This window comes from Pseudomonas sp. G7(2022), from assembly GCF_052660475.1.
The window spans coordinates 2054521-2076617 of the sequence record NZ_CP109659.1 but is presented as its reverse complement, the minus strand read 5'-3'; the positions used below and the strand labels follow the sequence as shown (position 1 = coordinate 2076617).

At 61.3% G+C, this 22097-nt stretch carries 23 protein-coding genes; 16 read left to right on the top strand and 7 right to left on the bottom strand.

All coding sequences use genetic code 11. The annotated features are described in order from the left end of the window. Nucleotides 1-294: 294 nt before the first annotated feature. The gene (locus NE357_RS09430; RefSeq protein WP_169429608.1) at nt 295-1032 is read right to left on the bottom strand and encodes a thioesterase II family protein; all 738 of its coding nucleotides are present in this window, start codon (nt 1030-1032) and stop codon (nt 295-297) included. A 128-nt stretch (nt 1033-1160) separates the two neighbouring features. Here NE357_RS09430 and NE357_RS09425 point away from each other — a divergent pair, with 128 nt between their 5' ends. After that, nucleotides 1161-2294 carry a cupin-like domain-containing protein gene (locus NE357_RS09425; RefSeq protein ID WP_169429607.1) on the top strand — a complete coding sequence of 378 codons (1134 nt, stop codon included), beginning with the start codon at nt 1161-1163 and terminating at the stop codon, nt 2292-2294. A 6-nt stretch (nt 2295-2300) separates the two neighbouring features. Here the strand turns inward: NE357_RS09425 and NE357_RS09420 are convergent, their stop codons facing one another. Next, entirely contained in the window at nt 2301-3473 is a 1173-nt protein-coding gene (locus NE357_RS09420; protein WP_169429606.1) for an MFS transporter, read from the bottom strand. A 208-nt stretch (nt 3474-3681) separates the two neighbouring features. On the opposite strand from NE357_RS09420, the gene NE357_RS09415 reads away from it, so the two are divergent. The 4 genes from NE357_RS09415 (at nt 3682) to NE357_RS09400 (ending at nt 7909) form a co-directional block, all read left to right on the top strand. Next, entirely contained in the window at nt 3682-4482 is an 801-nt protein-coding gene (locus NE357_RS09415) for a glucose 1-dehydrogenase (protein ID WP_169429605.1), read from the top strand. Continuing rightward, nucleotides 4475-6301 (top strand): glycoside hydrolase family 15 protein, encoded by a 1827-nt coding sequence (locus NE357_RS09410; protein WP_169429604.1) that lies wholly within the window; start codon nt 4475-4477, stop codon nt 6299-6301. The genes NE357_RS09415 and NE357_RS09410 overlap by 8 nt, the downstream gene beginning before the upstream one ends. 308 nt (nt 6302-6609) lie before the next feature. Beyond that, nucleotides 6610-6999, top strand: coding sequence for a hypothetical protein (locus tag NE357_RS09405; RefSeq protein ID WP_169429603.1), 390 nt, complete (start codon nt 6610-6612; stop codon nt 6997-6999). Nucleotides 7000-7009: 10 nt separating this feature from the next. Beyond that, nucleotides 7010-7909, top strand: a complete 900-nt coding sequence (locus tag NE357_RS09400; RefSeq protein WP_169429602.1) for an alpha/beta fold hydrolase — start codon at nt 7010-7012, stop codon at nt 7907-7909. On the opposite strand, the gene NE357_RS09395 is transcribed toward NE357_RS09400, so the two are convergent. After that, the gene (locus NE357_RS09395; RefSeq protein ID WP_169429601.1) at nt 7878-8861 is read right to left on the bottom strand and encodes a GlxA family transcriptional regulator; all 984 of its coding nucleotides are present in this window, start codon (nt 8859-8861) and stop codon (nt 7878-7880) included. The two genes, NE357_RS09400 and NE357_RS09395, sit on opposite strands and share 32 nt — an antisense overlap. Before the next feature lie 89 nt (nt 8862-8950). Here NE357_RS09395 and inhA point away from each other — a divergent pair, with 89 nt between their 5' ends. The 3 genes from inhA (at nt 8951) to NE357_RS09380 (ending at nt 12339) form a co-directional block, all read left to right on the top strand. After that, nucleotides 8951-9637, top strand: coding sequence for an isonitrile hydratase (gene inhA / locus NE357_RS09390; protein ID WP_169429600.1), 687 nt, complete (start codon nt 8951-8953; stop codon nt 9635-9637). Between the two features lie 242 nt (nt 9638-9879). After that, complete coding sequence (locus NE357_RS09385) at nt 9880-10671, top strand: CPBP family intramembrane glutamic endopeptidase (RefSeq protein ID WP_169429599.1); 792 nt, start codon at nt 9880-9882, stop codon at nt 10669-10671. A 102-nt stretch (nt 10672-10773) separates the two neighbouring features. Continuing rightward, entirely contained in the window at nt 10774-12339 is a 1566-nt protein-coding gene (locus tag NE357_RS09380) for a methyl-accepting chemotaxis protein (RefSeq protein WP_169429598.1), read from the top strand. 62 nt (nt 12340-12401) lie between these two features. Here NE357_RS09380 and NE357_RS09375 read toward each other — a convergent pair whose 3' ends face one another. The 3 genes from NE357_RS09375 to NE357_RS09365 all read right to left on the bottom strand — a co-directional run bounded on the left by NE357_RS09375 (nt 12402) and on the right by NE357_RS09365 (nt 14776). Next, the gene (locus NE357_RS09375; RefSeq protein WP_169429597.1) at nt 12402-12761 is read right to left on the bottom strand and encodes a DUF6124 family protein; all 360 of its coding nucleotides are present in this window, start codon (nt 12759-12761) and stop codon (nt 12402-12404) included. A gap of 87 nt (nt 12762-12848) precedes the next feature. Next, nucleotides 12849-13214 (bottom strand): DUF6124 family protein, encoded by a 366-nt coding sequence (locus NE357_RS09370; protein ID WP_169429596.1) that lies wholly within the window; start codon nt 13212-13214, stop codon nt 12849-12851. Between the two features lie 884 nt (nt 13215-14098). Continuing rightward, on the bottom strand, nt 14099-14776 hold the full coding sequence (locus NE357_RS09365; protein WP_445576629.1) for an alpha/beta family hydrolase: 678 nt from the start codon (nt 14774-14776) through the stop codon (nt 14099-14101). Nucleotides 14777-14862: 86 nt separating this feature from the next. On the opposite strand from NE357_RS09365, the gene ccoN (NE357_RS09360) reads away from it, so the two are divergent. The 8 genes from ccoN (NE357_RS09360) to ccoP (NE357_RS09325) all read left to right on the top strand — a co-directional run bounded on the left by ccoN (NE357_RS09360) (nt 14863) and on the right by ccoP (NE357_RS09325) (nt 21761). After that, nucleotides 14863-16287 carry a cytochrome-c oxidase, cbb3-type subunit I gene (ccoN, locus tag NE357_RS09360; RefSeq protein ID WP_011333291.1) on the top strand — a complete coding sequence of 475 codons (1425 nt, stop codon included), beginning with the start codon at nt 14863-14865 and terminating at the stop codon, nt 16285-16287. A 10-nt stretch (nt 16288-16297) separates the two neighbouring features. Continuing rightward, nucleotides 16298-16906, top strand: a complete 609-nt coding sequence (gene ccoO / locus NE357_RS09355) for a cytochrome-c oxidase, cbb3-type subunit II (protein WP_169429595.1) — start codon at nt 16298-16300, stop codon at nt 16904-16906. Between the two features lie 3 nt (nt 16907-16909). Next, nucleotides 16910-17107, top strand: coding sequence for a cbb3-type cytochrome oxidase subunit 3 (locus NE357_RS09350; RefSeq protein WP_085609010.1), 198 nt, complete (start codon nt 16910-16912; stop codon nt 17105-17107). Beyond that, entirely contained in the window at nt 17104-18057 is a 954-nt protein-coding gene (gene ccoP / locus NE357_RS09345; RefSeq protein ID WP_169429594.1) for a cytochrome-c oxidase, cbb3-type subunit III, read from the top strand. Before NE357_RS09350 ends, ccoP (NE357_RS09345) begins: the two co-directional genes overlap by 4 nt. Before the next feature lie 481 nt (nt 18058-18538). Further along, nucleotides 18539-19981: a cytochrome-c oxidase, cbb3-type subunit I gene (ccoN, locus tag NE357_RS09340; RefSeq protein ID WP_085690137.1), complete on the top strand. Its 1443-nt coding sequence runs from the start codon at nt 18539-18541 to the stop codon at nt 19979-19981. Then, on the top strand, nt 19981-20589 hold the full coding sequence (gene ccoO / locus NE357_RS09335) for a cytochrome-c oxidase, cbb3-type subunit II (RefSeq protein WP_011333287.1): 609 nt from the start codon (nt 19981-19983) through the stop codon (nt 20587-20589). The genes ccoN (NE357_RS09340) and ccoO (NE357_RS09335) overlap by 1 nt, the downstream gene beginning before the upstream one ends. 6 nt (nt 20590-20595) lie before the next feature. Then, nucleotides 20596-20781: a CcoQ/FixQ family Cbb3-type cytochrome c oxidase assembly chaperone gene (locus tag NE357_RS09330; RefSeq protein ID WP_003175465.1), complete on the top strand. Its 186-nt coding sequence runs from the start codon at nt 20596-20598 to the stop codon at nt 20779-20781. After that, nucleotides 20778-21761, top strand: coding sequence for a cytochrome-c oxidase, cbb3-type subunit III (gene ccoP, locus NE357_RS09325; protein WP_169429593.1), 984 nt, complete (start codon nt 20778-20780; stop codon nt 21759-21761). Before NE357_RS09330 ends, ccoP (NE357_RS09325) begins: the two co-directional genes overlap by 4 nt. A gap of 73 nt (nt 21762-21834) precedes the next feature. Here ccoP (NE357_RS09325) and NE357_RS09320 read toward each other — a convergent pair whose 3' ends face one another. Continuing rightward, the gene (locus tag NE357_RS09320; RefSeq protein ID WP_169429592.1) at nt 21835-22059 is read right to left on the bottom strand and encodes a hypothetical protein; all 225 of its coding nucleotides are present in this window, start codon (nt 22057-22059) and stop codon (nt 21835-21837) included. Nucleotides 22060-22097: the final 38 nt, after the last annotated feature.

Here is a 22097-nt window from a genome sequence, read left to right as displayed (position 1 = left end):
GGCAACCCGATAAACCGGCGAGCGAGTTTCAAGGAGTCTTCTGCATTCATTTCTTGGCATCCGGATCAGTAGGCACAGGCCGCACAAAGGCACGTCGTCCCTATAAAACGAATGCAGACCGGAAAAATTAGCGATTGAGAAGAAGTGTCAGGCGGGAGGTAAAGCGCGGATTTCAGTGGTAAACAAAATCCTGTGGGAGCGAGCCTGCTCGCGATGGCGGTTCGACAAACAACGCAGCATCGTCTGCAAAATAGCTATCGCGAGCAGGCTCGCTCCCACAGATCGTTTCGGTGCTCAGGCGGTTGCAGCCATGGCATGGCGACGGTGATGCACCTCCAGTTGATCCTTGATCACCTTGAGCACCCTGGCTTCGTGTTCATGAATGAAGAAGTGCCCGCCGGCCAGCATGTCCACCGAGAAGCTGCCGGAGGTTTCCTTGCTCCAGCCGATCAATTGTTCAGTGGTGGCCTTGTCGGCCTTGCCGCCCAACACATGCACCGGGCAATTGAGCAACGGGCGCTGCAACGGCTGGAATTTGCCGCAGAGCAGGAAATCCGCGCGCAGGATCGGCAGGGTCAGGCTCATCAACTCTGCGTTGGCCAGCACTTCCTCGCTAGTGCCGTTGAGCGTGCGCAGCTGGTCGATCAGTTCGGCGTCGGTCTTCGGGTCGGCAAAACCGCGGTCGTAATCGGCGCGCATGGTCGGCGCCGCAGTGCCCGAAGCGAACAGCGCCACCGGCTCCGGGCAACCCAGCGCGCGCAGTGCATGGGCGATTTCGCAGGCCATCAGCGCGCCCAGGCTATGGCCGAACAGCGCATAAGGGGTTTTGAGTGTCGGGCGCAATTCCCTGGCCAGTTGCATCGCCAGTACGCGCATGTCGGTGTGCAGCGGCTCGTCGAACCGTGCGCCGCGCCCCGGCAGTTCCACCGGTTGCAGTTGCAGCCATTGCGGCAGCTTCGGCCGCCAGCGGCTGTAGACCATGGCACTGGCGCCGGAGTACGGCAGGCACAGCAGGGTCAACTTGTTCACCACGTTTCCCTCGAAAAATGTCTCTTCATGAGGTTACGGATCAACGACCGGGCAAATTAGTCGGCGGTGACTAAATTCCCCCCACAAACCCTCGTTAACCGTTCAGGCCAAAACAACAACGAGGATTCACCGTGGACCTGCAGACCATCCTGGGCAAACTGTTCGCCAATGCCGGCGCCGTCGGCATCGAAGGCGTTTTCCAATTCGTGCTGGGTCCACAGCTGGCGTGCTGGTCCGAGGTCAAGGCCAGCACCCGCACCGAGGCCGGTCGACACCCGAGCCCGGACGTGACCATTGAGGTGACGCCCGACGATTTTGCCGGGATCATGTCCGGTACTGCCAACGTCGAAGAACTGTTCGCCAGCGGTCGGCTGAAGATCGGCGGCAACATGGGCCTGGCGACAATGCTGCCGCAGATCATCGACCACGCCCGCTACGGGGGGGCGCCGGCGCAGAAGGTCGACATGAACAAGCGCTACCCGACTCCGCCGCGCCGCAGTGAAACCATCACCGCCGCACGACCGGTGCAGACCGTCGTCGAACGCCGGCCGCGCAGCGAATTGTCACTTCAGGAGTTCAAGGAGCGCTATCTGCCCGCCGGCACGCCGGTGGTCATCAGCAATGCCTTGCACGACTGGCCGCTGTTCAAGCTCAGCCGCGAAGAGTCGCTGGTGCATTTCGCCGAACTGCAAGGCATCACCCGCCACGGCGATTACGTGAAGAAAACCTTCTCCACCGAACGGGATTTCCGTTCCACCTCGATGGCCGATTTCATCGCCTCACTGGACAGCCCGGCAGTCAAGGGCGCGGACGGCGAGCCGCCGGCGTACATGGGCAACAACATCCTGCCGGCCGCCCTGATGCAGCAGATTAAATACCCGCCCTACTTCGATGCGTCGCTGTTCATCCCGCCACGGATCTGGATCGGCCCCAAGGGCACGCTGACGCCGCTGCACCGCGACGACTCCGACAACCTGTTCGCCCAGGTCTGGGGCCAGAAGAAATTCACCCTCGCCGCGCCCCACCACCGTGAAGCGCTGGGCACCTGGTCCACTGCGCCCGAGGGTGGGCTGGACGGCTGCGATTTCAACCCGGACGCGCCGGATTATGAGCGCTTCCCCGCCGCCCGCGACGTGACATTCCTGCGCGTGACCCTGGAGGCCGGGGATCTGTTGTTCCTGCCCGAAGGCTGGTTCCATCAGGTGGAATCCGTCTCGACGTCGCTTTCCGTCAACTTCTGGGTGAACTCGGGCCGGGGCTGGTGACCGGCATTATTTGAGGTGACGAAAGCTCTGCACCGCCGAGCCCAGCACCACCGCCCCGGCGGCAATCGCCAGCCAGAAGCCGCTGCGCGCACCGAACGCATCCACCAATGCGCCGGAGCCAGCGGCGCCGATGGCCACGCCGATGCTCAAACCGGTCACCAGCCAGGTCAGGCCTTCGGTGAGTTTGGCCGGCGGCACAATGCGTTCGATCAACGCCATCGCCACGATCAGGGTCGGTGAGAAGAACAGCCCGGCGATGAACACCGCCACGGCCAACCCGAAAATGTTGCTCGCCAGCAGCAACGGCAGCGTAGTCACCGCCGTCGCAATCCCACCATACAGAAACAATCTGGGCAACGGCAGCTTCGAGCGCATCGCGCCGAAGGCGATACCGGCCAGACAGGAACCGATGGCATACACCGACAGCACAATGCTCGCCGCCGCCGGCTGGCCCTGCTGCTGAGCGAACGCGACACTGACCACATCCACCACGCCGACAATCACGCCCATGGCGAGCATCAACGCCAGCAGCCATTGCACGTCGGTCGAACGAATGATCGAGCCCTGATGCTGCGATTCGTGCGGATGCACCGGCGGCTCGGTGCTGCGCTGGGCAACAAACGCCGTCACGCCAATCGCCAGCATCAACAGCGCCGCCAGTGGCCCGGCCTCGGGAAACACGCCGACGCACAAGCCCACCGACAACGGCGGGCCGACAATGAAGCAGACTTCGTCGAGCACCGACTCCAGCGCATAGGCCGTCTGCAACTGCGGCTGGCCGCGATAGATTTCGGTCCAGCGCGCCCGCGCCATCGCCGACATGCTCGGCATGCAACCGGCCAGCGCGGCGCAGACAAACAGGGTCCAGGTCGGCGCCTGCAAACGGGTGCACAGCAGCAACATCAGCAGCGCGCCCCCGCCGATCAGCGCCGCCACCGGCAGCACCCGCCCCTGGCCAAAACGGTCCACCAGCCGTGACACCTGCGGCGCGCAAAACGCCGTGGCCAGGGCAAATGTCGCCGCCACCCCACCCGCCAGCGCGTAGCCGCCGGTCAATTGAGAGAGCATGGTGATCACGCCGATACCGGTCATGGAAATCGGCATGCGCGCGACCATCGCGGCAATGACAAAAGCCCGGGCGCCGGGGGCGTTGAACAGTTCGCGGTAAGGGTTTGCCATCGGATGCAGCCTCATCAGGGGCGGCCAAGTTGCCACAAAGCCTGACGGCCGGGGAAGCGAGGAATTGTTGGTGGAGTGTGAAGTCCCTGTGGCGTGCAGGGCCAATCGCTGCCGCATAACGCTGTCGATGATTTCATGTACGCGGATGAACTCTCGTCGCCGGCCATCAGTCAGCTAAATAAGCCCACAACCCAAGGCGCACCCCTGCATGCAGATTTCCCTCGCCCGTCAGGTGGCACTGGTCACCGGCGCCAGTTCCGGCATCGGCCACGGTGCCGCCAAGGCCCTGGCCGCCGCCGGTGCCGCCGTGGTCATCAACTACAACCGGCAGGCCGAGCCGGCCGAAGCGCTGGCCCGGCAGATCGTCGCCGACGGTGGTCAGGCCATCGCCATCGGCGCGGATGTGTCGAGGGAAGAGGACGTGGAGCGACTGTTCCAGCACACCCTCGATGCCTTCGGAACGCTGGACATTCTGGTGGCCAATTCCGGCCTGCAAAAAGACGCGGCGGCGGTGGATATGTCGCTGGCCGACTGGAACGCGGTGATTGGCGTCAACCTCACCGGCCAGTTCCTCTGCGCCCGCGCCGCGCTGCGGATCTTCAATCGCCAGGGCGTGCGCGAAGGCGTGTCCCGGGCTGCCGGCAAGATCATCCACATGAGCTCGGTGCACCAGCGCATTCCCTGGGCCGGGCACGTCAATTACGCAGCGTCCAAGGGCGGCGTCGATCAATTGATGCAGACCCTGGCCCAGGAAGTCAGCCACCAGCGAATCCGCATCAACGGCATCGCGCCAGGAGCGATCCGCACGGCCATCAATGAAGACGCCACCGAAGGCGACGCCGGGCAAGCGCTGCTCAAACTCATCCCCTACGGTCGCATCGGCGATGTCGAGGACGTGGCCAACGCGGTGGTGTTCCTCGCCTCCGATGCCTCGGACTACATCGTCGGCACCACCCTGTTCATCGACGGCGGCATGAGCCTCTATCCGGAGTTCCGCGGCAATGGCTGAGCATCCTTGCGAACGACAAAGCCCCATCGACGCCCACGGCATCATTGGCGACATGCGCAGCGCCGCGCTGGTCAATGACAAGGGCAGCGTGGATTTCTTCTGCTGGCCGGAGTTCGACAGCCCGTCGATCTTCTGCTCGCTGCTGGACACCCCCGAAGCGGGGATTTTTCAGCTCGCACCGGACCTGCCCGATGCCCGGCGCGAGCAGATTTACCTGCCGGACACCAACGTCCTGCAAACCCGCTGGCTCAGCGATCACGCCGTGGTGGAAATCACCGATCTGCTGCCCATCGGCGACAACGACGATGCACTGCCGCTGTTGATGCGCCGGGTGCGGGTGGTCAGCGGGCAGGCGACGTTTCATCTGCGCTGCGCCGTTCGGCATGACTATGCCCGTGCTGATACCCGCGCCGTCATCGATCAAAAGGATGTGCTGTTCAGCGCCAGCGGGCAGCCGACCCTGCGGCTGGCCTCGGATCAAACCTTGAGCGTCGATAACGCTGCAGCGGTCGGGCAATTCACCCTCAAGCAGGATGAAACGGCGGCGTTCATGCTCGGCGCCAGCGACGATCCGCGTTTTGCCGAAGGCGCCGCGCAGCTGTGCATCGAACGCACCCTGAAGTTCTGGCGCGACTGGATCGGCCAGTCCAACTATCGCGGTCGCTGGCGGGAAATGGTCAACCGCTCGGCCCTGGCCTTGAAGCTGCTGACCTCGCGCCAGCACGGCGCAATCCTCGCCGCCGCCACCTTCGGCCTGCCGGAAACACCCGGCGGCGAACGCAACTGGGACTATCGCTACACCTGGATCCGCGACGCCTCGTTCACTGTCTACGCCTTCATGCGCCTGGGCTTTGTCGACGAAGCCAACGCCTACATGCGCTGGCTGCGCGGTCGGGTCAGCGATTGCAGCGGCCGGCCGATGAAGCTGAACATCCTCTACGCCATCGACGGGCGCCAGGAACTGCCGGAAACCGAACTCACGCATTTGTCGGGACATGGCGGCGCAAAACCGGTGCGCATCGGCAATGGTGCCTACGACCAGATTCAACTGGATATCTTCGGCGAACTGATGGACGCCGTTTACCTGGTCAACAAATACGGCGACGCGATTTCCCACGAAGGCTGGAAACATGTGATGGAAGTGGTCGATCAGGTCTGTGAGACCTGGCAGACCAAGGACGTAGGCATTTGGGAAATGCGCGGTGAGCAACATCACTTCCTGCACTCGCGCCTGATGTGCTGGGTGGCGCTGGACCGGGCGATCCGCCTGGCCTCGAAACGCTCGCTGCCGGCGCCCTTCGCCCGCTGGGACCAGACCCGTCAGGCCATCCACGCCGACATCTGGGACAACTTCTGGAACGAAGAGCGCGGGCATTTCGTGCAATACCAGGGCGGCACCGCGCTGGATGGCTCGATGCTGCTGATGCCGTTGGTGCGCTTCGTCAGCGCCAAGGATCCGAAATGGCTGGCGACGCTGGAAGCGATCGAGAAGCATCTGGTGCGTGACGGCATGGTTTACCGCTATCGCAACGACGATGCCGGCATCGACGGTTTGTCGGGCACTGAAGGCGCTTTTGCCGCATGCTCGTTCTGGTACGTCGAGTGTCTGGCTCGGGCCGGGCAAGTGGAAAAGGCCCATCTGGAATTCGAGCAACTGCTGCGTTACGCCAATCCGCTGGGTCTGTACGCGGAGGAATTCGACAACCGTGGACGGCATCTGGGCAACACGCCTCAGGCGTTGACCCATCTGGCGCTGATCAGCGCGGCGAGTTTTCTCGATCGCAAGTTGAGCGGGGAGAAGAATTACTGGCAACCGTAGTCATCCTTCTTCGCCAGAGCCTGTAAGAAAGATCTCAACTCCAATTGCCGTTTGTAGGATGGCTACCTACGAACGGCAAACACCCCCAAGCCTTGCGGTTGAAGGGCTGGCCCACACAATCGATTCCTTTCGATACAACTTGTTGAAGGCGCGACCTGCAAAAACCTGCCAACCCCGTGTAACGCTTGGCCCTCGACTCGCACTTACACCCCGAAATACCTTGTTGCCAGCTGTTACATCCCCCCCTACCATCCACCGCAACGGGCACAGCGGAGCTGTCCAATAAAAACCCGATTCAAGGAACCAGAATGAGCCAACGCATCCACCGCCCCATCGATTCCCCGTTGAGGTCTGGCCTGACCCGCGACGAACTGTGGGAAGCCGCCGACAAGGGCCTGATCAAATGCTGGGAAATCGGCCGCCAGCGCGCCACCCGCTTCCCCGACCTCGCCCAACGCTGCAGCGCCGATGAGTTGCCGGTGCTGGGCTGGAAAGGTGGAGTCAGTCGCAGCCTGAAAAAGAATGAAAAATACGGATCACTGAAATACCTCGCCCAGTGGCAGGGGTTGCGTGGGGAAGATCTGGATATCGACCTGGGTTCCGAACGGGTCATGACCTGCTCGCGGACCAAGATGGTGGTGACGTTTACGCCGGATCGCAGCAAGTATTTCAATCAGGTGGCGGAAGCCGAAACTTGAGGAATCCCGTATGACCCAAGCCGTGATGCAGTTTTGCAAAACTGAAAGCCTGACCATCGGCTACGAGCATCACGGCCCGGAAAACGGCACGCCGGTCATCCTTCTTCACGGCTTCCCCTACTCCCCCCGCGCCTACGACGAAATCGCCTCGCCCCTCGCCGCCAAAGGTTATCGGGTGATCGTGCCGTACCTGCGCGGCTACGGGCCGACCCGTTTCAACAGCTCGGACACGTTGCGCTCCGGCCAGCAAGCGGCGCTGGCTCAGGATCTGCTGGATCTGATGGACGCACTGGGTATCGAACAAGCGACGTTGTGCGGTTACGACTGGGGCGGTCGGGCGGCGTGCATTGTGGCGGCGCTGTTCCCTGAGCGGGTGCGCGGGTTGGTGACGGGCGATGGCTACAACCTGCAGGACATTCCGAATTCGGTCCAGCCGCTGGATCCGCAGAGCGAGCATCGTTACTGGTATCAGTACTACTTCCACACACCCCGTGGCGTTGAAGGGCTGACGCAGAATCGACGGGCGCTGTGCGAGTTGCTGTGGCAATTGTGGTCACCGACCTGGGCGCGGAACGCCGAGCGTTTTCCGCTGAGCGCGCCGGCGTTCGACAACCCGGATTTCGTTGAGGTGGTGATTCACTCCTACCGCCATCGCTTCATGTATGCGCCGGGCGATCCGGCGCTGGAGTGGATGGAGCAAGCGCTGGAGAAACAACCGGCGATCGGCGTTCCGACGATTTCGCTGTGCGGTGCTGATGATGGTGTAGGCCCAGCACCGGCGGACGATGAAGATGACCATCACTTCACCGGACTTTATGAGCGGCGGGTGCTGGCCGGTGTCGGGCATAACATTCCCGAGGAAGCGCCGGGCGGAACACTCAAGGCATTACTGGATCTGCTCCAGCGCTAACCGAAAAACGCTCCCGATACGCTTGCGGCGTCACGCCCATGGCCCGCAGGAAACTGCGTCTTAACGTCTCTTCACTGCCAAACCCACAATTGGCCGCAACCCGTTTGATCGGCAATCCGGTATCGCTCAACAACCGGCGCGCGGTTTCAACGCGGATCAGTTCGATGGCCCGGGCCGGGGTCTGGCCGGTGTCGGCGCGGTAGTGGCGCACGAAGCTGCGTTCGCTCATGCCGGCCTGTTCGGCGAGGGTCGGGATGCCCAGGTCGCAGGTCAGGTGCTCGGCAATCCACGCGTGCAGATCGTCGAAGCGGTTGCCCTGTTTTTGCAGCGACAGCGTCACGCTGAATTGCGACTGCCCGCCCGGGCGTTTGAGGAACACCACCAGTTGCCGGGCGACGTCCAGGGCCATGTCGCGGCCGAGGTCGTCTTCGACCATGGCCAGCGCCAGGTCGATGCCGGCGGTAACGCCCGCCGAGGTCCAGACCGGGCCGTCGTTGATGAAGATCGGATTGGGTTCGACCTGCAAGCGCGGGTGCTGCTGCGCCAGTTGCTCACAGCGGGTCCAGTGGGTGACGACCCGGCGACCGTCGAGCCAGCCGCTGGCCGCCAGCAGAAAGGCGCCGGTGCAGACCGAAGCCACGCGTCGACAGCCGTTGGCGTGTTCACGCACCCAACTCACCAACCCGGTGTCTTCGGCAGCGGCGTAAACGCCCCAGCCGCCGGCGATGATCAGCGTATCACTGGGCTGTTTCGGCAGTGGTTCGGCCAGCATCGCCAACCCGGCGGAAGAACTCACCGCCCCGCCGCCACTGGCGATGACCGTTGGCGCATACGGCGCGGGCAAACCCTGCTGGCGGGCGATGTCGTTGGCCGAGGCGAAGACCTGCAACGGGCCGGTGACATCGAGCAGTTGCACATTGGCGAACGCGAGTACGTGGATGGTTTTCGGCATTTGGCGTAATTCGTGGGCTGATTGGCGTATGCGCCAAAACCTACGCGCCTACAGTGAAGCCGTCTACCCCCTTTTCACGGAGAAGAATCATGGCGTTGCAGATCGGTTTTCTGTTGTTTCCCCAGGTGCAGCAACTCGACCTGACCGGCCCGTACGACGTGCTGGCCTCATTGCCGGACGTGCAAGTGCATCTGGTCTGGAAAGATCTGGTGCCGGTGACTTCCAGCACCGGGCTGGTGCTGAAACCCACCACCACGTTCGAGGATTGCCCGGATCTGGACGTGATCTGCGTACCCGGCGGCGCCGGGGTCGGGCCGTTGATGGAGGATGAACAGACGCTGGCCTTTATCAAGGCGCAAGCCGCGCAGGCGCGTTACGTGACGTCGGTGTGCACCGGTTCGCTGGTGCTTGGCGCGGCGGGACTGTTGCAGGGCAAACGGGCGACCACGCACTGGGCTTATCACGATCTGCTGCCGACATTGGGCGCAATCCCGGTGAAGGATCGGGTGGTGCGCGACGGCAATCTGTTCACCGGGGGCGGCATCACGGCCGGGATCGATTTTGCCCTGACCCTGGCGCAGGAGCTGGTGGGCGTCGACACGGCGCAACTGGTGCAGTTGCAGCTGGAATATGCGCCGGCGCCGCCGTTTGATGCGGGTAGCCCGGAGACGGCGCCGGGTGCTGTTGTTGAAGAAGCCCGCAAGCGTGCAGCGCCTTCGCTGAAACTGCGCACTGAAATCACCGAGCGTGCGGCGGCGAAACTCAACCTGCGCTGACATTTCAGCCACACCCGAGAACTTGTGGGAGCTGGCTTGCCAGCGATAGCGGTGAGTCAGTTAATGAAGATGTCGACTGTGCAGACGCCATCGCTGGCAAGCCAGCTCCCACAGGTCTCTCACAGGTCTCAGTGTCAGCCACAGGTTTGCGAGTTGTCCCGGTTTCTCGCCACACCTTCACTTGTCCCCTCGCCCCCAGCCGTGTAGAAAGCCTGTCCACAAATCGTGCACAAGGACTTTCCATGACAGCTCTGCCATGGCTCTATCTCGGGCTTCTCAGCCTTGGTTACGGATTGGCGCTGAGCTTCGGCCAGCTCGGCTGGCTGGCGCTGATCTCCATTGCACTGCTGGTTTTCGCCGGTTACGCCGTGCGCCAGCAAACCGTGCCGGTGGGGCGTTTTCTCGGCCATGGCCTGTTTATCGTGCTGGCCGTGGCGCTGGCCATGCACTGGCTGCCGGGTTTCTACAACGGCCGGGCCATCCCCGCGCAACGTTTCACTGACAACGCCGTGCCGTTCTCGATGTTCGTGAATCTCGACAAACCGCTGATCGGCTTCTGGCTGTTGCTGGTTTGCCCGTGGATCGTCGCGCGGCGCTCGTTGCGCCTGACGGTCTACGCCACCGCGCTGGCACTGACGTTGAGTGTGATTCTGGCGCTGGGCGGCGCGGTGTTGCTGGGCATGATCACCTGGGCACCGAAATGGCCGGATCAGGCGTGGCTGTGGGTGCTGAACAATCTGCTGCTGGTGACGCTGGTCGAAGAGGCGCTGTTTCGCGGCTATATACAGGGTGGCCTCAGCCGGCGTTTCAAACACCTGCCCTACGGCGACAACCTCGCGCTGCTGCTCGCGTCCCTGCTGTTCGGCCTGGTGCATGTGGGCGCTGGCTGGCAATGGGTGTTGCTGGCGGGCCTGGCGGGTGTCGGCTATGGTCTGGCCTACCGATTTGGCGGGCTTGCTGCAGCGATCGCCACGCATTTTGGCCTGAACCTGCTGCATTTCGGCCTGTTCACTTATCCGATGCTCGCGGGTTGAAGCAAGGCCCGTTTTGCGACGCCGTACTGATAAATGAAAAAAAACTTCAATAAATGGCCGACCCCGCCGACAACCTTTCAAAGCCTTGCGGATTGAAAAACCATGCGTAACAACCAGCCCATTACACAACGCGAACGGACTTTCCCGGCTCAGCAACGGTTGATTTCCACAACCGACGCCAAGGGCGTGATCACCTACTGCAACGACGCTTTCGTCGAAATCAGCGGGTTCTCGCGTGAGGAACTGATCCGTGCGCCGCACAACCTGGTTCGTCACCCCGACGTCCCGGCGGCGGTGTTTTCGCATATGTGGGGCACACTGAAACAAGGCTTGCCATGGATGGGCATTGTCAAGAACCGCTGCAAATCCGGTGACCATTACTGGGTTAACGCCTATGTAACGCCGGTGTTCGATGGCAGTCAGGTGATCGGTTACGAGTCGGTGCGGGTCAAACCCACTGCCGAACAGATCCGCCGTGCCGAAGCGCTCTACCAACGCATCAACCAGGGCAAGTCGGCGATTCCTTCGAGCGACAAATGGCTGCCGATCGTGCAGGACTGGCTGCCGTTCATTCTGGTCAGCCAGTTGAGTTTCATGATCGGCGCCACCCTGAACTCGCATTGGGGCTTTGCCCTCGCCGCCGGTCTGTCGGTGCCGCTGGGTCTGTTGGGCCTGCAATGGCAGCAACGCGGGCTCAAGCGCCTGCTGCGTCTGGCCGAGCAGACCACGTCCGACCCGTTGATCGCGCAAATGTACACCGACAGCCGTGGCGCCCAGGCGCGTCTGGAAATGTCGATCCTCAGCCAGGAAGCCCGACTGAAAACCTGCCTGACCCGTCTGCAGGACACCGCCGAGCACCTGACCGATCAGGCCAAACAGTCCGACGCCCTGGCGCACAACAGTTCCAGCGGTCTGGAACGCCAGCGCGTGGAAACCGAACAGGTCGCCACCGCCGTCAACCAGATGGCCGCCACCACGCAAGAAGTGGCGAGCCACGTCCAACGCACCGCCGACGCCACCCAGGAAGCCAATCGCCTGACCGGTCGCGGCCGCGACATCGCCGGCGAAACCCGCGAAGCCATCCAGCGCCTGTCGGTGGTGGTCGGTGAAACCGGCCTGACCGTCACGCAACTGGCCAAGGACAGCGACGAAATCGGCGGCGTGGTCGACGTGATCAAAGGCATCGCCGACCAGACCAACCTGCTGGCCCTCAACGCCGCGATTGAAGCAGCACGTGCCGGTGAAATGGGCCGTGGTTTTGCGGTAGTTGCCGACGAAGTCCGCCAACTGGCACAACGCACCAGCGAATCCACCGGCCAGATCCACGCCCTGATCGCCAAGCTGCAACAGACTGCGTCCAGCGCCGTACAAACCATGGAAGCCGGCCATCGCCAGGCGGAAGAAGGCGTAGCGCGGGTGCTGGAAGCGGATCAGGCACTGGTGGGCATCAGCGAAGCGGTGGCCAACATCACGGACATGACCACCCAGATCGCCGCCGCGACCGAAGAGCAAAGTGCCGTGGCTGAAGAAATCAGCCGCAACATCAGCAACATTTCGGAACTGGCGGACCAGACCTCGGAACAGGCGCATAACTCGGCGTTGCTGAGTGAAGAGCTGACGAAGACTGCCAACACGCAATACTCGTTGGTGGAGCGGTTTAACCGCTGATTGTTCTGCAATACAAAAAAAACCGGATAGCGAGAGCTTCCGGTTTTTTTTTGCCTTGTTACTTACTCCTTTGGCACGAGGTTATCCAACGCCTGATTCACCGCCAACTCGCCCAACATCACCACTTGAGCAATGCCCAACAGGGTCTTGCGGTTCGGCCCTTCCAGCAGGCCGGCAAAGTCGCCGAGCATGACCGTGGCTGACGCGAGCGACTCGCAGGCGTTGGCCAGCAAGGACTCCGTGTCGGTTTGCGGGTTGACCATGAACATGTCGTTTGGGGTGTAGGGCGTGGCCATGATCCGGGCTGCGGGTGTCAGGTAATAGTCGAGGGCGCGTTCGGCGGCGTCGTGGAGCTTTCTTGAATCGGGAAATTCGTAGGGGGACACCGGATCTTCTACCGGTGGAATGACGGTCTTGGACATCAGCTGAAACTCCGGAAAGAGTCGCTTGAGGATTTTTATAGACGGCTGCCTGGCAGTGAGGGGACAAGCCCCTCACCGAGGCCGCAACTACCGCGAGACGTGATGGTTATTCAGCACGCGATTGACCAGCAGCTCACTCAGCATGATGACCTGCTGCAGTATCTGCATCGCCTTGCGCTGCGACGGATCGACGGTGTCGCCAATAACCCGGGCCATGTCACTGGCCGACGACAGCGTTTCGCACGCTTCGACCAGCAGCGTCTCGTCATCCACCGTTGGATTGACCAGATAAATCCTGCCCGGCTTGCGCGATGGCTTGGATGTCTTCTGCGCCCCAGGATCAAGGTAATGATTGATCGCCCGCTCGGTTGCCGTTTTTATGTTTTCGGCTTCGAGTGCGGCGTCGTAGGGGATTGAATCGGTTTCTGGTGGGTTGGGTGTGACTTTGAACATAGATGTAACTCCTATCCCAGACTTCAAGGAGCCATCACCCACGCTACCAAACGATGGGTGGCGGCCATACGCGGGTTGGTAGACCGGCTGCAATAGGAACCCGGCGCCCACGAATGAGCCCCACGCATGACCACCATAAAACCGAGCCCCAAGAAAGGGACTGCATACGGTGTTGCCACACAGCTATTACAGACGGGCTACCAAACCCGATCACTGTTTTTCAGTGACAGGGAAACGATATAGCCCACCCTATAGTCGCGTAAGCCGGCGGATTCTGGCGTACGCGTAGGCAACGACGCAAGGTGTTGTAGCCCTTATGGCGTAACGGTTCGTGTACTTTAAACGTGGTTACGCGATCGTGTTTATGCGCTGGAAATGCTGGGCTGGGGGAGCTTTCGGTTTTTGTGGTGTGTCAGTCAAACCCTCCCCCTCACCCTAGCCCTCTCCCCGTGGGAGAGGGGACTGACCGAGGTGTTTGGACGAGGTACGCCGACGTGGGATACCGAGTTGAACTCAGGTTTTGAACAGCACTTCAATCGGCCCTTAACCACTCAAAACGATGAGCGTTAGCTCGAGTACCGCTTTTGATCTTGATCCACGGGCGACGTCGGAAGGCTGAGTGGAGGGATTCATCCGGGGGGGGGGGAGCGCAGCGACCGTTTGGCGAAGCCAAACACATCGAGAGGAGGTGCAGCGAAGCAAACCGTAGGCGATGCCCCCCGGATGAATCCCGGAGCGAAGGGACCCCGAGCCCCAGCGAGCGGGCCGGACGTAGGAGCAAGACCTTTTGGTTACTTTTGGGGCGTTTGCCAAAAGTGACCCGCCGTAAGGGCGGAACCCTAAGCAGCCATAACCGCAGCAACGGATATGCCCCCAAAAAAGACTCAACGAAGAAACCCGGCAACCCTCTCCGCCGCCAAAGCCAAATGCTGCTCATGCGTAAATCCGGAAACCTTGAGCGGCTTAAAATCATGATCTCCCGCCGCCAGCCAAAACACTTCAATACTCGGCGATAAGGAATACCCTTCGACAGCGTCCCGATTGCCAAGCGCATCCCGCTCCCCCTGAACAATCAACGTCCGCGTCCGCAAAGCAGCCAAATGCTCAACCCGAGGTTTCTCCGGCTTCCCCACCGCATAAAACGGATACCCCAGACAAACCAACGCATCAGCGCCAAGCTCATCAGCCAGCAAACTCGCCATCCGCCCCCCCATGGACTTCCCGCCAATCGCGAGCAGACCAGCGACATGAAGTCGCACCAAACCATAAACCTCACGCCAGCACTCCTGCAATTTCCCCGCAGGATTCGGCGGTCGTTTGACCCCATCAACCCGCCGCTGCGCCATATAAGGAAACTCAAACCGCAACACGTTGATACCAAGCCCAGCAAGGCGCCCAGCCATATCGTTCATCCAGTCGCTATCCATCGGCGCCCCCGCCCCATGCGCCAAGATCAGCGTCGCCGAAGCCTCACCAACAGCCGCATCCCAAAGCCACCCGTGATCCCGCAGGCACTGCGCCCATTGATCCCCGTCAATACTGGCCTTGTGCTGTTTGTCCATGCTTGCCTCGCTTTTAGTCTGCCTATAACTCCAGGCGAAGGACGCGCTGTTGGCGCTCACTTCGGCTGAACCGTGGATGGGGAACCATGAACACTTCTATCAGTACCGCCTACAACTACAAGGTGGTCCGCCAATTCGCCATTATGACGGTGGTGTGGGGCATCGTCGGCATGGGGCTCGGGGTTTTTCTCGCGGCTCAATTGGTCTGGCCCGAACTCAACTTCAACCTGCCGTGGACCAGCTTCGGACGCCTGCGCCCGCTGCACACCAACGCGGTGATCTTCGCGTTCGGCGGCTGTGCCTTGTTCGCCAGTTCGTTCTACTCGGTACAGCGCACCTGCCAGACGCAATTGTTTGCGCCGAAAATCGCCGCGTTCTGCTTCTGGGGCTGGCAGCTTGTGATTCTATTGGCGGCCATCAGCCTGCCACTGGGTTACACCAGTTCCAAGGAATACGCCGAGCTGGAATGGCCGATCGACATCCTGATCACCATCGTCTGGGTCGCCTACGCCATCGTGTTCTTCGGCACGATCATGCAGCGCAAGACCAAGCACATTTACGTGGGCAACTGGTTCTTCGGCGCGTTCATCATCACCGTGGCGATCCTGCACATCGTCAACAACCTTGAGTTGCCGGTGAGCTTCACCAAGTCCTACTCGGTGTACGCCGGTGCAACCGACGCGATGGTGCAATGGTGGTACGGCCACAACGCCGTAGGCTTTTTCCTCACCGCCGGTTTCCTCGGGATGATGTACTACTTCGTGCCGAAACAGGCCGAACGTCCGGTGTATTCGTATCGCCTGTCGATCGTGCACTTCTGGGCGCTGATCACCCTGTACATCTGGGCCGGCCCGCACCACTTGCACTACACCGCGCTGCCGGACTGGGCGCAGTCGCTGGGCATGGTGATGTCGCTGGTACTGCTGGCGCCGAGCTGGGGCGGCATGATCAACGGCATGATGACCCTCTCGGGCGCCTGGCATAAGTTGCGCAGCGACCCGATCCTGCGCTTCCTGGTGGTGTCGCTGGCGTTCTACGGCATGTCGACCTTCGAAGGTCCGATGATGGCGATCAAGACGGTGAACGCCCTCTCCCACTACACCGACTGGACCATCGGCCACGTACACGCCGGTGCGCTCGGCTGGGTGGCGATGATTTCCATCGGCGCGCTGTACCACATGATCCCGAAAGTCTTCGGCAAAGAGCAGATGCACAGCATCGGCCTGATCAACGCGCACTTCTGGCTCGCAACCATCGGCACCGTGCTCTACATCGCCTCGATGTGGGTCAACGGCATCGCCCAGGGCCTGATGTGGCGCGCAGTCAACGAGGACGGCACGCTGACCTACTCCTTCGTCGAAACCCTGGTGGCCAGCCACCCAGGCTTCGTCGTGCGGCTGATTGGCGGGGCGATCTTCCTCAGCGGCATGTTCCTGATGGCTTACAACACCTGGCGCACCGTGCGGGCCTCGCAGCCTGCTGACGTCGTTGCTGCCGCGCAGATGGCCTGAGGAGTCCGCCATGAAACACGAAACGATTGAAAAGAACGTCGGCCTGCTGATGCTGCTGATGGTGTTCGCCGTGAGCATCGGCGGCCTGACCCAGATCGTCCCGCTGTTCTTCCAGGACGTGACCAACAAACCGGTGGAAGGCATGAAGCCCTACACCGCGCTGCAACTGGAAGGCCGCGACATCTACATCCGCGAAGGCTGCGTCGGTTGCCATTCGCAGATGATTCGTCCGTTCCGCGCCGAAACCGAACGCTACGGGCACTACTCGGTGGCCGGCGAGAGCGTGTGGGATCACCCGTTCCTGTGGGGTTCGAAACGTACCGGTCCGGACCTGGCCCGGGTCGGCGCACGTTACTCGGATGACTGGCACCGTGCGCACTTGTACAACCCGCGCAACGTCGTACCGGAATCGAAAATGCCGGCCTACCCATGGCTGGTCACGCAACCGGTCGACAGCAGCCACACCGAAACCAAGCTCAAGGCCATGCGCACCCTCGGCGTGCCGTACACCGACGACGACATCAGCGGCGCGGTGGCGAGCCTCAAGGGCAAGACCGAAATGGACGCCCTCGTCTCCTACCTGCAAGTGCTTGGCACTGCTATCAAGAGCAAGAGGTGAGAGATGGTCTTTGAAATGAGCGCGGGGCTGATTCGCGGCCTCGGCACGGTCGTGGTGTTCGTGGCCTTCGTCGGCCTGACCCTGTGGGTGTTCAACCGCAAGCGCACGCCGGAATTCGCCGAAGCGCGCCTGCTGCCGTTTGCCGACGAGCCGCAACCCGACCCAACCCAAGCATCTGAAACAAGGAGTACCCGGCCATGACCACCTTCTGGAGTACGTGGATCTGCGTACTGACCATCGGCAGCCTGATCGGCCTGACCTGGCTGCTGGTCGGCACCCGTCGGGGCGAGACCAAGGGCAGCGTCGACCAGACCATGGGCCACAGCTTCGACGGCATCGAGGAGTACGACAACCCGCTGCCGCAGTGGTGGTTCATGCTGTTCGCCGGCACGCTGGTGTTTTCCGTGGGTTATCTGATCCTTTATCCGGGCCTGGGCAACTGGAAAGGCATCCTGCCCGGCTACGAGGACGGCTGGACCGGCGTCCACGAATGGGAAAAGGAAATGAGCAAGGCTGACGCCAAATTCGGGCCGATCTTCGCCAAATTCGCCGCCATGCCGGTGGAAGAAGTGGCGAAGGATCCTCAGGCGCTGAAAATGGGCGGCCGCCTGTTTGCCTCCAACTGCTCGGTGTGCCACGGCTCGGACGCCAAGGGCGCGTTCGGTTTCCCTAACCTCGCCGACAAGGACTGGCGTTGGGGCGGCAGCGCCGAAACCATCAAGACCACCATCATGGGTGGCCGGATGGCGGCGATGCCGGCCTGGGGCGAATCCCTCGGCGAGGTTGGCGTGAAGAACGTCGCCGCCTATGTTCGTCACGAACTGGCCGGGCTGCCACTACCGACGGACAACAAGGCCGACCTGCAAGCCGGACAGCAGACGTTCAGCACCATGTGCGTAGCCTGTCATGGGGCAACCGGCCAGGGCACTGAAGCCATGGGTGCGCCGAATCTGACGCACCCGGCCGGATTTATCTATGGCACCAGCCTGACCCAGCTTGAGCAGACCATTCGCCATGGTCGTCAGGGTCACATGCCGGCTCAGAACGAGCTGCTGGGCAACGATAAAGTGCAATTGCTGGCCGCTTATGTGTACAGCTTGAGTCATGGACTGAATACAGAAAAACTTATTACTGAAGACAAAAAACAGTAATTATTGAGTACAACACTGCCGCACGTTTCCAGTGCGGCAGTTTCCAGCCTCTTTGCGACGCATTGTCGCACCCCTTCACACCCTCTCCTTTCGGTTACCCGGATTCGGGTCTACGCTTGCTCGATGCGGACTGGCCCGTGCCGGTTCCAGGTCGACCCTGAGCGAGGTGTTGAACGAATCGGCTGACTGACATGGCCGCAAAGGCCGGTAGATACCGGCTGTCGTGCCGATTACCGTCCGTCACCCGAACCGAGCGTTCGAACACACCCCGTTACATCCGACCGGAACCCCTCGCTTTTTTCGTCCGCTGCGACATTTTGCCCGAGGGCAATTTTGTCCTTACGCGGCGCATGGAAAGGCCGCAGAATCAGCGTTGGAAAGCATTGACCCAGGTCATGGCGCGTTGCATTGACCCCCTGCTTTCTACATACTTGCGGCCGATTTTAATCCTAATAAAACACCCAAACCGTGGAACCTTAGAATGAGCACAGCAATCAGTCCGACTGCTTATAACTATAAGGTAGTCCGCCAGTTCGCCATCATGACGGTGGTCTGGGGGATCCTTGGCATGGGGCTCGGTGTCTTCATTGCCTCGCAACTGGTCTGGCCGGAGTTGAACTTCGGTCTGCCGTGGACGAGCTTTGGACGCCTGCGCCCGTTGCACACAAACCTGGTGATTTTCGCCTTCGGTGGTTGTGCACTGTTTGCCACTTCCTACTATGTCGTGCAGCGAACCTGCCAGACGCGACTGATTTCCGACAGCCTCGCGGCCTTCACCTTCTGGGGCTGGCAAGCGGTGATCGTCGGCGCGATCATTACCTTGCCGCTGGGTTACACCACCACCAAGGAATACGCGGAACTGGAATGGCCTCTCGCCATTTTGCTGGCCATTGTCTGGGTCACCTACGGTCTGGTGTTCTTCGGCACCATCACCAAGCGCAAAACCAAGCACATCTATGTCGGTAACTGGTTCTACGGTGCGTTCATCGTCGTGACCGCGATGCTGCACATCGTCAACCACATGTCGCTGCCGGTCAGCCTGTTCAAGTCCTACTCGGCCTACTCGGGCGCGACCGACGCGATGATCCAGTGGTGGTACGGCCACAACGCCGTGGGCTTCTTCCTGACCACCGGCTTCCTGGGGATGATGTATTACTTCGTGCCGAAACAGGCCGAGCGTCCGATCTACTCCTATCGTCTGTCGATCGTGCACTTCTGGGCGCTGATCACTCTGTACATCTGGGCAGGTCCCCACCACCTGCACTACACCGCACTGCCGGACTGGGCGCAATCGCTGGGCATGGCGATGTCGATCATCCTGCTGGCGCCAAGCTGGGGCGGCATGATCAACGGCATGATGACCCTGTCGGGCGCCTGGCATAAGCTGCGCACCGACCCGATCCTGCGTTTCCTCGTGGTATCGCTGGCGTTCTACGGCATGTCGACCTTCGAAGGTCCGATGATGGCGATCAAGACCGTCAACTCGCTCTCGCACTACACCGACTGGACCATCGGCCACGTACACGCCGGCGCTCTGGGCTGGGTCGCGATGATCTCGATCGGCGCGATCTACCACATGATCCCGAAACTGTTCGGCCGCGCACAGATGCACAGCGTCGGTCTGATCAACGCGCACTTCTGGCTCGCGACCATCGGTACCGTGCTGTACATCGCATCGATGTGGGTCAACGGCATCACCCAAGGCCTGATGTGGCGTGCAATCAACGATGACGGCACCCTCACCTACTCGTTCGTCGAAGCGCTGCAGGCCAGCCACCCTGGCTACATCGTTCGCGCCCTGGGCGGTGCGTTCTTTGCCAGCGGCATGCTGTTGATGGCCTACAACGTGTGGCGCACCGTTCGCGCCTCGGACCCGGCTGAAGCTGAAGCCGCCGCCAAGATCGCCGTAGTTGGAGCTCACTGATGAAGCATGAAGCTGTCGAGAAGAATATTGGCCTGCTGGCTTTCTTCATGGTCATCGCCGTCAGCGTCGGTGGCCTGACCCAAATCGTTCCGCTGTTCTTCCAGGACGTCACCAACAAGCCGGTCGAAGGCATGAAGCCGCGCACTGCCCTTGAACTGGAAGGCCGCGACGTTTACATCGCCAACGGCTGTGTCGGCTGCCATTCGCAGATGATCCGTCCGTTCCGTGCCGAAACCGAACGCTACGGCCACTACTCGGTCGCCGGTGAAAGCGTCTGGGATCACCCGTTCCTGTGGGGTTCCAAGCGTACCGGCCCGGACCTGGCCCGCGTCGGCGGTCGTTACTCCGATGACTGGCAGCGTGCGCACTTGTACAACCCGCGCAACGTCGTCCCCGAGTCGAAAATGCCGGCCTACCCGTTCCTCGTAGAAAACAAGCTCGACGGCAAAGACACGGCCAAAAAAATGGAAGTGTTGCGCACGCTTGGCGTCCCTTACACCGACGAAGACATCGCCGGTGCAAGAGATGCCGTGAAGGGCAAAACCGAAATGGACGCGCTGGTGGCCTATCTGCAAGGCCTGGGCACCATCATCAAAAGCAAACGGTGATTCTTAATGGATATCGGGATGATTCGAGGCCTGGGCACCGTTGTCGTGATGGTTGCCTTCATCGGCCTGGCGTTGTGGGTGTTCAGCCCCAAGCGCAAGTCGGAGTTTGAAGACGCGACCTTGCTGCCCTTCGCGGATGATCCCGAAGCCATCAAGCACGTCGAGCAAGCTTCTAGGAGTAACAAAGAATGACTACATTCTGGAGTCTGTACGTCACAGTCCTCAGTCTCGGTACGATCTTTTCCCTGACCTGGCTGTTGCTGTCGACCCGCAAGGGCCAGCGCACCGAGCAGACCGACGAGACGGTCGGCCACTCCTTCGACGGTATCGAGGAGTACGACAACCCGCTGCCGAAATGGTGGTTCATGCTGTTCGTGGGCACCATCGTGTTTGCGCTGGGTTATCTGGTGCTGTACCCGGGCCTGGGCAACTGGAAAGGCCTGCTGCCGGGCTACAACTACCTCGATACCGAGAAGCAGACCGCGTTCGCCAACGGCCAGACCGGCTGGACCGGCGTTCACGAGTGGGAAAAGGAAATGGCGCGCTCGGACGCCAAGTTCGGTCCGATCTTCGCCAAGTTCGCCGCCATGCCGATTGAAGAAGTGGCGAAGGATCCGCAAGCCCTGAAGATGGGTGGCCGTCTGTTTGCCTCCAACTGCTCGGTCTGCCACGGTTCCGACGCCAAGGGCGCTTATGGTTTCCCGAACCTGACCGACGCCGACTGGCGCTGGGGCGGCGAGCCGGAAACCATCAAGACCACCATCATGGGCGGTCGTCACGCGGTGATGCCGGCCTGGGCTGAAGTGATCGGTGAGCAAGGCGTGGCCGACGTGGCCGCGTTCGTGCTGACCAATCTGGATGGCCGCAAGCTGCCGGAAGACACCAAGGCGGATCCGGCCAACGGCCAGAAGCTGTTCGCTGCCAACTGCGTGGCCTGCCACGGTCCGGAAGGTAAAGGTACGCCAGCCATGGGCGCCCCCAACCTGACCCACCCGGCCGCGTTCATCTACGGTTCGAGCTTCGCGCAACTGCAGCAGACCATTCGTTACGGCCGTCAGGGCCAGATGCCTGCCCAGGAACAATTGCAAGGCAACGACAAGGTTCACCTGCTGGCGGCTTATGTTTACAGCCTGTCTCACGGTGAAAAAGCACCGGAAGCAGAGGCTCAGTAAGGCCGACGCTTGAAGCGAAAAAAGGCCCCGCCCGTGAGAACTGGCGGGGCCTTTTTGTTTCCTCTCTATTGATTCAAAGAATATTGCCTGCGCCAAGACTGTCCAGGCCCGAAGGTTTGTGTTGTCTGGCCGGCTCCTTCGTCTGCTCTGCAGCGTCGGCCGACTCAAGCGCTGCCAGCGCCGCTTGCAAGTGCGCGGCGGCAACGGAGACGCCCGGAATGGCGCTATTGAGAACGACGTTCAGTGCATCAATTGCTTCCTGAGTAACGCCAAGTGCCTTGAGAGTGCTTTCGTTCATACATTGTCATCCCTGAATAAAGTCCGGTGCTCCGGATA

Excerpts from the sequence above, each read along its gene's own strand:
- NE357_RS09365 (WP_445576629.1), bottom strand. The coding sequence starts at position 14,776 with ATGGACAAACAGCACAAGGCCAGTATTGACGGGGATCAATGGGCGCAG.
- inhA (WP_169429600.1), top strand. The coding sequence starts at position 8,951 with ATGGCGTTGCAGATCGGTTTTCTGTTGTTTCCCCAGGTGCAGCAACTC.
- NE357_RS09415 (WP_169429605.1), top strand. The coding sequence starts at position 3,682 with ATGCAGATTTCCCTCGCCCGTCAGGTGGCACTGGTCACCGGCGCCAGT.
- ccoO (WP_169429595.1), top strand. The coding sequence starts at position 16,298 with ATGAAACACGAAACGATTGAAAAGAACGTCGGCCTGCTGATGCTGCTG.
- NE357_RS09400 (WP_169429602.1), top strand. The coding sequence starts at position 7,010 with ATGACCCAAGCCGTGATGCAGTTTTGCAAAACTGAAAGCCTGACCATC.
- NE357_RS09350 (WP_085609010.1), top strand. The coding sequence starts at position 16,910 with ATGGTCTTTGAAATGAGCGCGGGGCTGATTCGCGGCCTCGGCACGGTC.
- ccoN (WP_085690137.1), top strand. The coding sequence starts at position 18,539 with ATGAGCACAGCAATCAGTCCGACTGCTTATAACTATAAGGTAGTCCGC.
- NE357_RS09375 (WP_169429597.1), bottom strand. The coding sequence starts at position 12,761 with ATGTCCAAGACCGTCATTCCACCGGTAGAAGATCCGGTGTCCCCCTAC.
- NE357_RS09410 (WP_169429604.1), top strand. The coding sequence starts at position 4,475 with ATGGCTGAGCATCCTTGCGAACGACAAAGCCCCATCGACGCCCACGGC.
- NE357_RS09420 (WP_169429606.1), bottom strand. The coding sequence starts at position 3,473 with ATGGCAAACCCTTACCGCGAACTGTTCAACGCCCCCGGCGCCCGGGCT.
- NE357_RS09320 (WP_169429592.1), bottom strand. The coding sequence starts at position 22,059 with ATGAACGAAAGCACTCTCAAGGCACTTGGCGTTACTCAGGAAGCAATT.
- NE357_RS09385 (WP_169429599.1), top strand. The coding sequence starts at position 9,880 with ATGACAGCTCTGCCATGGCTCTATCTCGGGCTTCTCAGCCTTGGTTAC.
- NE357_RS09370 (WP_169429596.1), bottom strand. The coding sequence starts at position 13,214 with ATGTTCAAAGTCACACCCAACCCACCAGAAACCGATTCAATCCCCTAC.
- NE357_RS09330 (WP_003175465.1), top strand. The coding sequence starts at position 20,596 with ATGGATATCGGGATGATTCGAGGCCTGGGCACCGTTGTCGTGATGGTT.
- NE357_RS09395 (WP_169429601.1), bottom strand. The coding sequence starts at position 8,861 with ATGCCGAAAACCATCCACGTACTCGCGTTCGCCAATGTGCAACTGCTC.
- ccoP (WP_169429593.1), top strand. The coding sequence starts at position 20,778 with ATGACTACATTCTGGAGTCTGTACGTCACAGTCCTCAGTCTCGGTACG.
- NE357_RS09380 (WP_169429598.1), top strand. The coding sequence starts at position 10,774 with ATGCGTAACAACCAGCCCATTACACAACGCGAACGGACTTTCCCGGCT.
- ccoP (WP_169429594.1), top strand. The coding sequence starts at position 17,104 with ATGACCACCTTCTGGAGTACGTGGATCTGCGTACTGACCATCGGCAGC.
- NE357_RS09405 (WP_169429603.1), top strand. The coding sequence starts at position 6,610 with ATGAGCCAACGCATCCACCGCCCCATCGATTCCCCGTTGAGGTCTGGC.
- ccoO (WP_011333287.1), top strand. The coding sequence starts at position 19,981 with ATGAAGCATGAAGCTGTCGAGAAGAATATTGGCCTGCTGGCTTTCTTC.
- ccoN (WP_011333291.1), top strand. The coding sequence starts at position 14,863 with ATGAACACTTCTATCAGTACCGCCTACAACTACAAGGTGGTCCGCCAA.